Here is a 12,582-nt window from a genome sequence, read left to right as displayed (position 1 = left end):
CCTCACATCCGGAAGACGCCGAAGCCGCCACGCGCGCCCTCCACGGGCGCGGAATGCACGGCGGAAAGGCAGAGGCCCAGCACGGTCCGCGTGTCGCGCGGATCGATGACACCGTCGTCGTAGAGCCGCCCCGAGAGGAACAGGGCCGCCGATTCCGCCTCGATCTGCCGCTCCACGGCGGCCCGCAGACCGGCGTCGGCCTCGTCGTCGTAGGGCTGCCCTTTCGCCGCCGCGGCTGCGCGCGCGACGATCGAGAGCACGCCCGCCAGCTGCTGCGGTCCCATGACGGCGGATTTCGCGCTGGGCCACGCGAAGAGGAACCGGGGGTCGTACGCCCGTCCGCACATGCCGTAGTGCCCGGCGCCGTACGAGGCCCCCATCAGCACCGACAGATGCGGGACCCGGGAATTGGACACGGCGTTGATCATCATCGATCCGTGCTTGATGATGCCGCCCTGCTCGTATTCCTGGCCGACCATATAGCCGGTGGTGTTGTGCAGGAAGATCAGCGGGGTGTCGAGCCGGTTCGCCAACTGGATGAACTGCGCGGCCTTCTGGGACTCGGCGCTGAAGAGGACGCCTTGGGCGTTGGCGAGGACGCCCACCGGATATCCGTACAACCGCGCCCACCCGGTCACCAGGCTGGTGCCGTACAGCGGCTTGAACTCGTCGAAGTCGGAGCCGTCGACCACGCGGGCGATGACCTCGCGGGGATCGAAGGGGACCTTCAGATCGCCGGGCACGACGCCGAGCAATTCCTCCTCGTCGTGCACGGGAGGAACCGCGATCCCTGATTTCGGGCCGGATTTCCGCCAGTTGAGGCGGGCGACCACCCGCCGGGCCTGCCGCAGCGCGTCGAGTTCGTCGACGGCGAGGTGATCGGCGAGTCCCGAGACCCGCGCGTGCATCTCGGCCCCGCCCAGCGCCTCGTCGTCCGCGTCCTCACCGGTGGCCATCTTGACCAGGGGCGGCCCGCCGAGAAAGACCTTGGCCCGTTCCTTGACCATGATGACGTGGTCGGACATTCCGGGGACGTACGCGCCACCGGCGGTGGAGTTCCCGAAGACGACCGCGACGGTCGGGATGCCGGCGGCGGACAGCCGGGTGATGTCCTTGAAGAGGGCGCCGCCCGGAATGAAGATCTCCTTCTGGCTGGGCAGGTCGGCGCCGCCGGATTCCACGAGCGCGATACAGGGCAGGCGGTTGGCGAGGGCGATCTCGTTGGCGCGCAGGGCCTTCTTCAGCGTCCAGGGATTGCTGGCACCGCCCCGTACGGTCGGGTCGTTCGCCGTGACGAGGCATTCCACGCCCTCGACCACGCCGATACCGGTGACGAGGGACGCCCCCACCGCGTAATCGCTGCCCCAGCCCGCGAGCGGTGACAGTTCCAGGAAAGGCGTGTCGGGATCGAGGAGCAGTTCGAGGCGCTCACGGGCGAGCAGCTTGCCCCGGGCGTGGTGCCGGGCGACGTATTTCCCGCCGCCTCCCGCGAGCGCCTTCGCGTGTTCCGCGTCGAGTCCGGCGAGCTTGGCGAGCATGGCCTCGCGGGCGGCGAGGTAGTCGGGACCGGCGGGGTCGAGCGCGGACGCCAGGGTGGTCACAGCAGTACCTCCGGGATGTCCATGTGCCGCGCGCGCAGCCACTCGCCGAGTGCCTTGCCCTGCGGGTCGAAGCGGGCCTGGGAGGCGACGCCTTCGCCGAGGATCCCGTCGATGGTGAAGTTGAGCGCCCGGAGGTTGGGCAGCGGGTGCCGCTCGACGGTGAACCGGGCGGCCTCGGGCAGGAGTTCGCGTAACCGCTCGACGGTCAGCTCGTGCGCGAGCCAGCGCCAGGCGTCGTCGCTCCGGACCCACACGCCGATGTTGGCGGACCCGCCCTTGTCCCCGCTGCGCGCGCCGGCGATCGTCCCGAGGGGGACGCGGCGGGTGGGGCCGGCCGGCAGGGGCGGGGGAAGCGGCGGGGACGGGAGCGCCGCGGGGGTGCCGGTCCCCGGCTCGGGAGGCGGGGCGGATCCGGGGCCCGGCTCACCGTGCCGTCCGGCGCCCGAGCACGGCGGGATCCGCAGCCGCGTCCCGTCGGGGAGCACCGCCACGTGCCGCACCGCGTACGCGTCGACGTACGCCGCCTCGAAGACCCCGTACGGCATGCTGTTGCCCGGCGGGGCCGTGACGTGGAAGCCGGGGTAGCTGGACAGGGCGAGCTGGATCGCCGCGCTGCTGACGGCCCGGCCGACCACCTCGGGGTCGGGGTCGCGCACGACGAGCCGCAGCAGGGCGCTCGCCTCCTCCTCCACGGGCGCGTCGGCGCGGTCCGTGCGGGCGAGGGTCCACTGGACCTCGGCCGGGCGGCGCCGGGCGAGTGCCTCTTCGAGCTGCTCGCGGACGAGGGACGCCTTGGCCTCGATGTCGAGGCCGGTGAGGACGAACACGACCTCGTTGCGCCAGCCGCCCACCCGGGTGAGGCCGGTCTTGAGGGTCGGCGGCGGGACCTCGCCCCGCACCCCGCTGATCCGCACCCGGTCCGGCCCGTCGTCCGTGAGCCGCACGGTGTCGAACCGGGCCGTGACGTCGGGGCCGGGGTAGCGCGGGCCCGCGGTCTCGTAGAGCAGCTGGGCGGTGACCGTGCCGACGGTCACCGCGCCGCCCGTGCCGGGGTGCTTGGTGATCACCGCGGAGCCGTCCGCGTGGATCTCGGCGATGGGGAAGCCGGGGTGGCCGACGCCGTGCGGGCCCGATATCTCCTGGAAGAAGGAGTAGTTGCCGCCGGTCGCCTGCGCGCCGCACTCCAGGACGTGCCCGGCGACGACCGCGCCCGCGAGCCGGTCGAGGTCCTCCGCCAGCCAGCCGAAGTGCGCGGTGGCGGGGCCGGTGACGAGCGCGGCGTCGGTGACGCGCCCGGTGACCACGACGTCGGCGCCCGCCCGCAGGCAGGCGGCGATCCCGGCGCCGCCCAGATAGGCGTTGGCGGTGAGCACGCCCGGCCCCCAGTCGCGCTCGGCGAGCAGGTCGTCGCCCTCGACGTGCGCGACGCGCACGGACACGCCCACGCGGTCGGCGAGCGCGCGGATCTCGTCGGCGAGCCCGGCGGCGTTGAGCCCGCCCGCGTTGGCGACGAGCTTCACGCCCCGGTCGACGGCGAGCCCGAGCCCCTCCTCCAGCTGGCCGAGGAACGTCTTGGCGTATCCGCGCCGGGGGTTCTTGAGCCGGTCCCGGCCGAGGATGAGCATGGTGAGTTCGGCGAGATAGTCGCCGGTGAGCACGTCCAGGGGGCCGCCGGTGAGCATCTCGCGCAGGGCGTCGAAGCGGTCTCCGTAGAAACCGGAGGCGTTGCCGACGCGGAGCGGGGAGCGGGCCCCGGCCATCCGTAGGTCCTCGGCTGCCTCGACGGGGTTGACCACCGCGTACTCCTCTGGGACAGGTGATGTGACGAACGGTTGCGCCGACCCCCGTGCCTGGCGTTGCCGCCGCCCCGAGGCTCCCAGCCACCCGAGAAACAAGCAAGCGTGCTTGCCTTTATTTTCCGTACTGCTTACGGGAGTTGCCTGGCAGGCAATCCGCGAGCACCTCCGCCAGGTGCCGTCCCTCGCGCCCCGCGAGCCCGCCGAGCTGCGTACGGCAGGAGAACCCGTCGGCCAGCACCTCGGCCTCCGCCCCCGCCGCCCGCACCGACGGCAGCAGCCGCTCCTCCGCACAGGCGACGGACACGTCGTAGTGCCCCCGCTCGAAACCGAAGTTCCCGGCGAGGCCGCAGCACCCTCCGCTCAATTCCCCGCTCAGTCCGGCCCGTTCGCGCAACCGGCGCTCCGCGCCGTCCCCCAGCACCGCGTGCTGATGGCAGTGGGTCTGCCCGACGACGGGACGGTCGACGCGCGGTGGCGCCCAGCCTGGCGCGAGCTCTTCGAGCGTCTGGGCGAAGGTGCGGACCGACGCGGCGAGCCGGTGCGCGCGGGGATCGCCGGGGAGGAGCTCGGGCAGGTCGGTGCGGAGCGCGGCGGCGCAGCTCGGTTCCAGGACGGTGACGGTGAGGCCGGCGTCGAGGGCGGGGGCCAGGACGTCGAGGGTCCGCCTCAACTGTTTTCGCGCGGCGGTGAGTTGGCCGGTGGAGATCCACGTGAGGCCGCAGCACGCCGCTTTCGGCGGGAGCGTGACGCGCAGACCGGCGTCGTGGAGCACGGCGACGGCCGCCCGGCCGACCCGCGGCGCGAGGTGGTCGGTGAACGTGTCCGGCCACAGCACGGTGTCGGCGGAGCCGTCCGCCCGCTCCGCCGACGCCCACCAGGACCGGAACGTCTCCCCCGGCAGCGCGGGCAGCGCCCGCTCCGGCGCGATGCCACCGATCCGCTTGGCGGCGGTGCCGAGCGGACCGCGGGCCAGCGCGTTCAGGAGCGGCGCCGCCCGGAGCGCCGAGGCCGCGCGGAGCCACACGGGGAGCCACCCCATCGAGTAGTGGCCGGCGGGCCGCAGCCGGCCCGCGTAGTGGTGATGGAGGAATTCCGCTTTGTACGTCGCCATGTCGACACCCACCGGGCAGTCGCTGCGGCACCCCTTGCACGAAAGGCACAGGTCCAGCGCGTCCCGGACCTCCTCGGAGCGCCAGCCGTCCCGTACGACCTCGCCCGCCAGCATCTCGTGCAGCAGACGGGCGCGGCCGCGTGTGGAGTGCGCCTCCTCGCCCGTCACGCGGTACGAGGGGCACATCACGCCCGCACCGGTCACCGCCGTCTCCCGGCACTTGGCGACGCCCACGCACCGCCGGACCGCCGCCGTGAAGTCCCCGCCATCACCCGGATAGACGAACTCCACATCGACCGGCCCCTTGGGCAGGGAGGCGAAACGGAGGTTCTCGTCCAGGCGGTGGGGGCGGGCCAGGATGCCGGGGTTGAGGCCGTTCGCCGGGTCCCAGAGGTCCTTGAAGTGTTCGAAGGCCCGCACCATCCCGGGCCCGTACATCCTCGGCAGCAGCTCCGCCCGCGCCTGCCCGTCACCGTGCTCGCCCGACAGCGAGCCGCCGTGCGCGACGACCAGCTCCGCCACGTCCTCGGAGAACTCCCGGAAGCGCCGCACCCCGCCCGGGCTCAGCAGGTCGAAGTCGACGCGTACGTGCACGCAGCCGTCACCGAAGTGCCCGTACGGCGCGCCGCGCAGCCCGTAGCGGCCCAACAGCTCCCGGAACTCGCGCAGATAAGCACCCAGCCGGGCCGGCGGAACCGCGCAGTCCTCCCAGCCGGGCCACGCCTCGGCGCCGTCCGGCATGCGGGTGGCCGTGCCGGCGGCGTCGTCCCGCACGCGCCACAGGGCGCGCTGTCCCGCCGGGTCGGTGATCACCGTATGGCCGGTCGTCTCCGGCGCCGCCGCCCGCACGATCTCCCCGGCGCGCGCCGCCGCCTCGGCCGGGGAGTCCCCGCCGGTCTCCACGAACAGCCAGGCCGCGCCCTTCGGCAGCCCGGCCGCGTCGCCCACGAGGTCGGCGGCCATGCCCTCGACGGTCAGCGGCCCGAACGGCAGCAGCAGGTGCGCCGCGTCGGCCGCCACGCTCTCGTGGCCGTACCCCAGCACCGCCAGGGCCCGGGCACGCGGCGCCGCCACCAGGGCGACCGTCGCCTCGGTCAGCACCCCGAGCGTGCCCTCGCTGCCCGTGAACGCGCGGGCCACGTCGACGTGCTTCTCGGGCAGCAGCTGGTCCAGCGCGTAGCCCGAGATCCGCCGCGGCAGCTCCGGAAAGCCGGTACGCAGCAGCGCCAACTGCGTGTCGGCCAGCCCCCGCAGCCCCTCGGCCAGCCGCGGCGGCAGCCCGCCGAGCCCGCGCCGAAGCCGCGCCCGCTCGCCGCCGTAGGTGAGAACCCGCAGCTCACGTACGTTGTCCGCCGTCGTACCCCAGGCGACGGAGTGCGAGCCGCACGCGTTGTTGCCGATCATCCCGCCGAGCGTGCAGCGCGCGTGCGTCGACGGGTCGGGCCCGAACGTCAGCCCGTGCTTCCGCGCCGCCGCGCGCAGCGTGTCCAGCACGACGCCGGGCTGCACGACGGCGGTACGGGCATCCGGGTCGATCCCGGTGATCTCCTTCATGTACGGGGTGAAGTCCATGACCACCCCGACTCCTGTGGCCTGCCCGCCGACCGATGTCCCGCCACCGCGGGCCACGACGGGCACGCCGTACTCACGGCAGACGGCGAGGGCGGCCTCGACGTCCTCTTCGTCGCGCGGGGCGAATCTGCCGAGCGGCAGGCGGCGGTAGTTGGAGGCGTCCATGGTGATCAGGGCGCGGCTTCCTGGGTCGAAGGCGACGTCTCCGCGGGTGGCTGCTCGCAGGGCGGCGTGGAGGGGGCGGGGGTCATCCATGGGTCAAGTGTGGCGAGAGTGAGGGGGTTTGCGGGGGTGCTGACGCCTGCGGCGGGCTTTTTCCCCAGCCCCGCCCCTTCCCGAACTGGGGCGCGCGTGCCCCAGACCCCCGGCTGCGAGTCCGTTGCCGCCTGCGGCGGGAGCGGCCTGCGGCCGCGTCCTCAAACTCCCCCAGCTACCGCTGGGAGGTGCCCCCAACGGGCTGATTTGTTGCCCGGAACGGACCCTGAACGTCCCCACCGGTGGGAAGGGGTGGGGCTGGAGGGTGGGGTTCTGGAACGCGGTGCGAATTCGGGGCACTCAATGTGCATGACCCGCACCGCACCGCGTTCCAGGCCCCCAGCCCGGAAGACCCACCCCCGCACCCACCACAAACCAGCCCGGCCGGCGCTTGAGGCCACCCGAACCCCAACCGCAAACAACCCGCACCCACGGACAAAAGTCTCACCCCCTGGACCACCCCCAGCCCAAGGACAACCTGCCGCTACGCTGCAACCGTGGCTGATATCCAGATCCCCGCTGACATCAAGCCCGCCGACGGACGCTTCGGCGCGGGCCCCTCCAAGGTGCGGACGGAGGCGCTCGGTGCCCTCGCCGCCACCGGGAGCTCACTGCTCGGTACGTCTCATCGCCAGGCCCCGGTCAAGAACCTGGTGGGCAAGGTGCGGGACGGCATCCGGGAGCTGTTCTCGCTGCCCGAGGGCTATGAGGTGATCCTCGGCAACGGCGGGTCCACCGCCTTCTGGGACATCGCGACGCACGGGCTCATCGAGAGCAAGTCGCAGCACCTCTCCTTCGGCGAGTTCTCCTCGAAGTTCGCGAAAGCGGCAAAGCTCGCACCGTGGCTGGCGGAGCCGACGGTCATCTCGTCGGAGCCCGGGACGCACCCGGAGCCGGAGGCGGAGGCGGGTGCCGACGTCTACGCGTTCACGCACAACGAGACGTCGACCGGTGTGGCCGCGCCCGTCCGGCGCGTGGCGGGCGCAGACGCGGGCGCGCTCGTGCTGGTGGACGCCACGTCCGGCGCGGGCGGGCTGCCCGTGGACATCACCGAGAGCGACGTCTATTACTTCGCCCCGCAGAAGTCCTTCGCCGCCGACGGCGGCCTGTGGCTGGCCGCGTTCTCCCCGGCGGCCCTGGAGCGCGCGGCGCGCGTCCACGCGTCCGGGCGGCACATCCCCGAGTTCTTCTCGCTGCCGACCGCGATCGACAACTCACTGAAGAACCAGACGTACAACACCCCCGCCCTCTCCACCCTCTTCCTGCTCAACGAGCAGCTGGAGTGGATCAACGGGCAGGGCGGCCTGGACTGGGCGGTCGCCCGGACCGCCGACTCCTCCTCGCGGCTCTACTCCTGGGCGGAGAAGTCGCCGTACGCGTCCCCGTTCGTCACCGATCCGGCCAAGCGGTCGCAGGTCATCGGCACGATCGACTTCTCCGACGAGGTGGACGCGGCGGCGGTCGCGAAGACGCTGCGGGCGAACGGCATCGTGGACACCGAGCCGTACCGCAAGCTGGGCCGCAACCAGCTGCGCGTGGCGATGTTCCCGGCGATCGAGCCGTCGGACGTCGAGGCGCTGACGGTCTGCGTCGACCACGTCATCGAGCGCCTCTGACCCGCCCCGTCCCGGGAGGCGGCGGACCGGACCGGGTCGCCGCCTCCCGGAACGTCACCTTCGGGTGAATCTGCGCCCTTTCCTCTTGCCCTGCCGGAGACGCGCCGCGAGCATGCGCACACAGGCTGCGGCCCCCTGTCCCGGCGGCCGTCGCCATCCGCTCCACCCTCCCCGGAGGAGGCGCGTCGATGGACGTCCCACCCGACTCCCCCGTACCCACTCCGAACTCCGGCCAGGAGCCGTCCGCCCCGCCGTCGGACGAGCGCGACACCTTCGGCCGGACGGCCGGCCAACGGCCCGACGAGCGCGCCGAGCTGGCCTTCCTGGCGAGCAAGGTGCACGTGGCCCGCACGCACCCCACGCTGAGCCCGGCCGGACGGCAGGCGGCGCTCGCCGAGTTGGCCGACCGGCTCGGCGAGTCGGCACTCGGGCTGCGTGACCGCGAGGACGCCCCGACGCCCGGCGGCGTCGGCTACGGCGTCTTCTACACCACTCCGTTCAAGACCGGATTCGCCCAGGGCACCTCCCTCTATTGGGAAGTCATCTGCCCGACCTCGCCCGGCGGAAATGTCAATACGTGGCTCTATCTCACCGCCATGAACAGGGCGGGCAAGGGCCTCGAGGCATTCGTCTCCTATTACTCCCAGGACGCTCCGCGTTTCAAGGTCTTCGACTGGGCGCGTGACGACCACTGGCAGATCGACATTCCGTGGTCCTCCCTCGGTGCCTATCTGATGACCAGGTCCGCGCACGGTCAGAACTATCAGGTTCTGGGTGTATGGAACAGCACCTGGCAGCTCACACCGGGAAGTTGGCGCAATCAGGCGCTGCTGTGGAATCAGGCCGCGCAGCGGTACGACCTGATCTACCAGTACGACTACGCCGCCGCGCCGGCCGACCAGACCGGCGGGTGGATCGGGTCCTGGGCGCCGATCGTCGAGACCTTCCAGCCTTCGTACAGCGGCACCAACCGCTTCGGCGCGCTCCGCACGATGCTGATCACCCGGGACAGCGGCGGAGCGTGGGGCTCCTGGCAACTGCTGAGCAGCGCGGACAGCTATATCCGAACCGACAACACGGGATTCCGCACGGTCTTCCTGGACCCGGACTACGCCTTCGCGGTGGAGAGCTGAGCCTGCCGATGCCCCAGCCACCCGGGCCCCCGCGCGACCGCCCGCCGGACGGACCGGAACCGGAGGAGCCCGCCCCGGTCGCCGACATGCGGGAGGAATTCGCAGACGAAACCGCCCGCGCGGCACGGGACCGGGAAGCGGAACGCGCCTTTCTCCAAAGCAAGATCGAGACGCTGCGTTCGGACAGGACGCGTTCCGCTTCCGGGAAAGAGGAGGCCATCGCCGCACTCCGTCGCGAACTGGCCCGGCTGGAGAAGGAAGATCCCGGCAGCCGACCATAGAAAGCCACTTTTGTCAGGCCCGGATTCCCACGATCCGGGCCTGATCCACTTCCCTGGTGAACAGGTTGGCGAATTTCCGCGCTTCGGCTCGGGCACGCCGCCTATAGGTTCACGTCCGACCAGTGCAGCGTCGCACCGGAGGGGAAGTCATGAAGAACATGAAACGCCGCCTGACGTACGCCGCCGTATCCTCGCTCCTCGCAGCCGGCGGGGTGGTGGGAGGCACCACCACGGCCTCCGCCGCACCCGCGCACGTCTCGTCGTGCGACAGCTTCCGCAACACCGGCACCGTCTGGACCGCGAACTGCCGTGTCGACTACGGCAGCTCGCAGTCGTGGACCCAGTGCTCCGACGGCACCTGGCTGTACGGCGCGTGGGTGGGCACCGGCTACTGGATCTTCAGAGGCGACTGCGGCGGCCACGGCTCCGTGGTGAACTACGGCTGGACCGACAGCTGATCCTCCCCGCAACCCGGCCGTGGGGGGGGGGGGGGGGGGGGGGGGGGGGGGGGCTGGGGGGGGGGGGGGGGGGGGGGGGGGGGAGGGGGGGGGGGGGGTTGGGGCCTCTCCCCCCCCCCCCCCCCTCCCCTCCCCCCCCCCCCCTCCCCCCTCCCCCCCCCCCCCCCCCCCCCCCCCCCCCCCCCCCCCCCCCCCCCCCCCCCCCCCCCCCCCCCCCCCCCCCCACGGCCGTCTCCACGCCGTCCGACGCGGCGCCGCCGGGGCATCAGCCGGCCTGGAGCACGGACAGGACGTTGCCCGCGGGATCGGTGAACCAGGCGATCCGCGGGCCGCCGTCGCGGGCGATGCCCTTCTCGTCCTGGTGGAACCCGGGGTAGCGCTCGAAGGTCACGCCGCGGCGGCCGAGTTCGTCCACAGCCCTGTCGATGTCGTCCACAGGGAAATTGAGCACGGTGAACGACGCCGGGGTGTGGTTCTCCTTGGGGTAGACCAGAACGGTCCCGCCGCCCGCGAGCCGGAGCGTCAGCAAGGTGTGGCCCGCCATGGACTCCTCGGAGAGCCGCAGGCCGAGCGTCGTGCCGTAGAACTCCTTGGCGCGCTCGGTGTCGTTCACCGCGAAGCTGCTGAATGCGTGGGCGTCCTCGAACATGGGTCGTGATCCTTCCCTCGTACCGCGTGGCTGATCAGCGGTACGAGTCTTCGGCCCGCGCGCGGGCGCGCCGTGTCCGAACCGCGGCGGCCCGGCGGAATGGCCGTGCCGATTCCCTCCGGAGAGGGAGCCGCGTCGCCGTACGGGATGATGGGTCCATGCGGATCATGTTCGTCGGCGACTCCATGACGATCGGTAGCGCCGGTGACCTCACCTGGCGCTACCGCATGTGGCAACACCTCAACGCCTCCTACGGCGGCCCGTACAAGATCGTCGGGCCGCGCAAGGAGCTGCACGAGCCGGCCGCCGACGCGCCCGTCTCCCTCGACTACGGCGACCCTGCCTTCCCCGAGCGCGCGCGGGCGCACCTCGCCGGGTGGGGCGAGGGCTGGCAGCACATGGCTCCGCTGATCAAGGACGCCGTGCGGGCCGGGAAGGCCGACACGCTGCTGATCTCGCTCGGCCTGATCGACCTCGGCTTCTACACCGACGCCGAGCAGACCACCCACAACGTCCGCCGTTTCGTCGCCGCGGCCCGCGAGGCGAATCCGCGCGTACGGGCCGTGCTGCTGCCCGTCATCCCCAACGTCCGGGCCCTGGCCGACCCCGCCTTCGCGGCCGAGGTCGAGCACTTCAACGAGCTGCTCGGCAAGACGGTCGCCGACCTCGACGCACCCGGCTCGCCGCTGCTCCTGGCCTCCCGCCCGCGGGACTGGGACATCGACGGCGACACCTACGACGGCACCCATCCCAACGCCTCGGGCGAGCACCGCATCGCCGCCGCGTTCGCCGACGCGATGCACCAGGCGTGGGGCGTCGGCGAGCCCTACGCGGGCCGCCCGTAAAGACGTACGGCGCGGGTCACCCTTGATCGGAGCGCACTCGAAGGCGTTGGCTGGTGCCCATGGAGTACACGCAGCTCGGACGCACGGGGCTCAAGGTCGGCCGGATCGTGCTGGGGACGATGAATTTCGGTCCCCGGACGGACGAGTCCGACAGCCACGCCATCATGGACGCCGCGCTCGACGCCGGCATCAACCTCTTCGACACCGCCAACGTCTACGGCTGGGGCGAGAACAAGGGCCGCACCGAGGAGATCATCGGCACCTGGTTCGCCAAGGGCGGCGAGCGGCGCGACAAGGTCGTCCTCGCCACCAAACTCTTCGGTCACATGGGTCCCGACGGCCCTGTCTGGCCCAATCACGACCGTCTGTCCGCCCTGAACATCCGCCGCGCCGTCGACGCCAGCCTCAAGCGGCTGCGGACGGACCACATCGACCTCTACCAGTTCCATCACGTCGACCGCCGCACGCCGTGGGACGAGATCTGGCAGGCCGTGGACGTCCTGATCCAGCAAGGCAAGATCCTCTATGTGGGCTCGTCGAACCACGCCGGCTGGCACATCGCCCAGGCGAACGAGGCGGCGCGGCGGCGCGGCGCGCTCGGCCTCGTCAGCGAGCAGTGCCACTACAACCTCGTCGAGCGGCGCGCCGAGATGGAGGTCATCCCGGCGGCACAGGCGTACGGCCTGGGCGTCATCCCCTGGTCACCGCTGGGCGGCGGCCTCCTCGGCGGCGTCCTGCGCAAGGAACGCGACGGAACCTCCGCCTCCGGGCGGTCGGCGGAGGCGCTCGCGAACACGACGGTCCGTGACCGGATCCAGTCCTACGAGGACCTCCTCGACAAGCACGGCCTCGAACCCGGCGAGGTGGCCCTGGCCTGGCTCCTCTCCCGGCCCGGCATCACCGGCCCCATCGTGGGGCCGCGCACGGCGGATCAGCTCTCTTCCGCGCTGCGGGCGGTCGAACTCCGGCTGTCCGACGACCTGCTCTCGGCCCTCGACGACATCTTCCCGGGCCCGGGGCGGGCGCCGGAGGCGTTCGCTTGGTAGGTGACGCGACGGGGGACGGGCCTGCGGCTGCCTGCGGCGGGCTTGTCCCCCACCCCCCTCCTCCCCGCACCGGGGCACGCGCCCCAGCCCCCCCGACTGCGGGCTCGTTGGCCTGCGGCGCTTTTTCCCCACCCCGCCCCTTCCCGAAACTGGGGCGCGTGCCCCAGACCCCCGGCTGCGGGCCAGTTGCCGCCTGCGGCGGGAGCGACCTACGGC

At 72.4% G+C, this 12,582-nt stretch carries 10 protein-coding genes; 6 read left to right on the top strand and 4 right to left on the bottom strand.

Annotated elements, in window-relative coordinates:
• Positions 1–2 precede the first annotated feature (2 nt).
• The 3 genes from ACZ4A5_RS22655 to ACZ4A5_RS22645 form a co-directional block, all read right to left on the bottom strand.
• Entirely contained in the window at positions 3–1,601 is a 1,599-nt protein-coding gene (locus ACZ4A5_RS22655; RefSeq protein ID WP_467586950.1) for an acyl-CoA carboxylase subunit beta, read from the bottom strand.
• Positions 1,598–3,361 (bottom strand): acyclic terpene utilization AtuA family protein, encoded by a 1,764-nt coding sequence (locus ACZ4A5_RS22650; RefSeq protein ID WP_467587170.1) that lies wholly within the window; start codon positions 3,359–3,361, stop codon positions 1,598–1,600. The genes ACZ4A5_RS22655 and ACZ4A5_RS22650 overlap by 4 nt, the downstream gene beginning before the upstream one ends.
• 151 nt (positions 3,362–3,512) lie before the next feature.
• A complete protein-coding gene (locus tag ACZ4A5_RS22645) occupies positions 3,513–6,338 on the bottom strand; it encodes an FAD-binding and (Fe-S)-binding domain-containing protein (RefSeq protein WP_467586947.1) in 2,826 nt (941 codons plus the stop codon).
• A 497-nt stretch (positions 6,339–6,835) separates the two neighbouring features.
• Between ACZ4A5_RS22645 and serC the strand changes: the two genes are divergently transcribed.
• The 4 genes from serC (at position 6,836) to ACZ4A5_RS22625 (ending at position 9,826) form a co-directional block, all read left to right on the top strand.
• Positions 6,836–7,954, top strand: a complete 1,119-nt coding sequence (gene serC, locus ACZ4A5_RS22640; protein ID WP_467586943.1) for a phosphoserine transaminase — start codon at positions 6,836–6,838, stop codon at positions 7,952–7,954.
• A 188-nt stretch (positions 7,955–8,142) separates the two neighbouring features.
• Positions 8,143–9,087, top strand: coding sequence for a hypothetical protein (locus ACZ4A5_RS22635; RefSeq protein WP_467586940.1), 945 nt, complete (start codon positions 8,143–8,145; stop codon positions 9,085–9,087).
• 86 nt (positions 9,088–9,173) lie between these two features.
• Positions 9,174–9,368 (top strand): hypothetical protein, encoded by a 195-nt coding sequence (locus ACZ4A5_RS22630; RefSeq protein ID WP_467586938.1) that lies wholly within the window; start codon positions 9,174–9,176, stop codon positions 9,366–9,368.
• Between the two features lie 149 nt (positions 9,369–9,517).
• Positions 9,518–9,826: a hypothetical protein gene (locus ACZ4A5_RS22625; RefSeq protein WP_467586936.1), complete on the top strand. Its 309-nt coding sequence runs from the start codon at positions 9,518–9,520 to the stop codon at positions 9,824–9,826.
• A gap of 265 nt (positions 9,827–10,091) precedes the next feature.
• Here ACZ4A5_RS22625 and ACZ4A5_RS22620 read toward each other — a convergent pair whose 3' ends face one another.
• Positions 10,092–10,475: a VOC family protein gene (locus ACZ4A5_RS22620; RefSeq protein WP_467586933.1), complete on the bottom strand. Its 384-nt coding sequence runs from the start codon at positions 10,473–10,475 to the stop codon at positions 10,092–10,094.
• 158 nt (positions 10,476–10,633) lie between these two features.
• Between ACZ4A5_RS22620 and ACZ4A5_RS22615 the strand changes: the two genes are divergently transcribed.
• Together ACZ4A5_RS22615 and ACZ4A5_RS22610 are read left to right on the top strand one after the other, a co-directional pair.
• Positions 10,634–11,320, top strand: a complete 687-nt coding sequence (locus ACZ4A5_RS22615) for a GDSL-type esterase/lipase family protein (RefSeq protein WP_467586929.1) — start codon at positions 10,634–10,636, stop codon at positions 11,318–11,320.
• A gap of 59 nt (positions 11,321–11,379) precedes the next feature.
• A complete protein-coding gene (locus tag ACZ4A5_RS22610; protein WP_467586925.1) occupies positions 11,380–12,366 on the top strand; it encodes an aldo/keto reductase in 987 nt (328 codons plus the stop codon).
• Positions 12,367–12,582 lie beyond the last annotated feature (216 nt).

The sequence above is a fragment of the Streptomyces sp. NPDC025618 genome (assembly GCF_055558795.1).
Note: the sequence above shows the minus strand (reverse complement) of the source record. Positions and strands in the feature narration are given on the sequence as shown.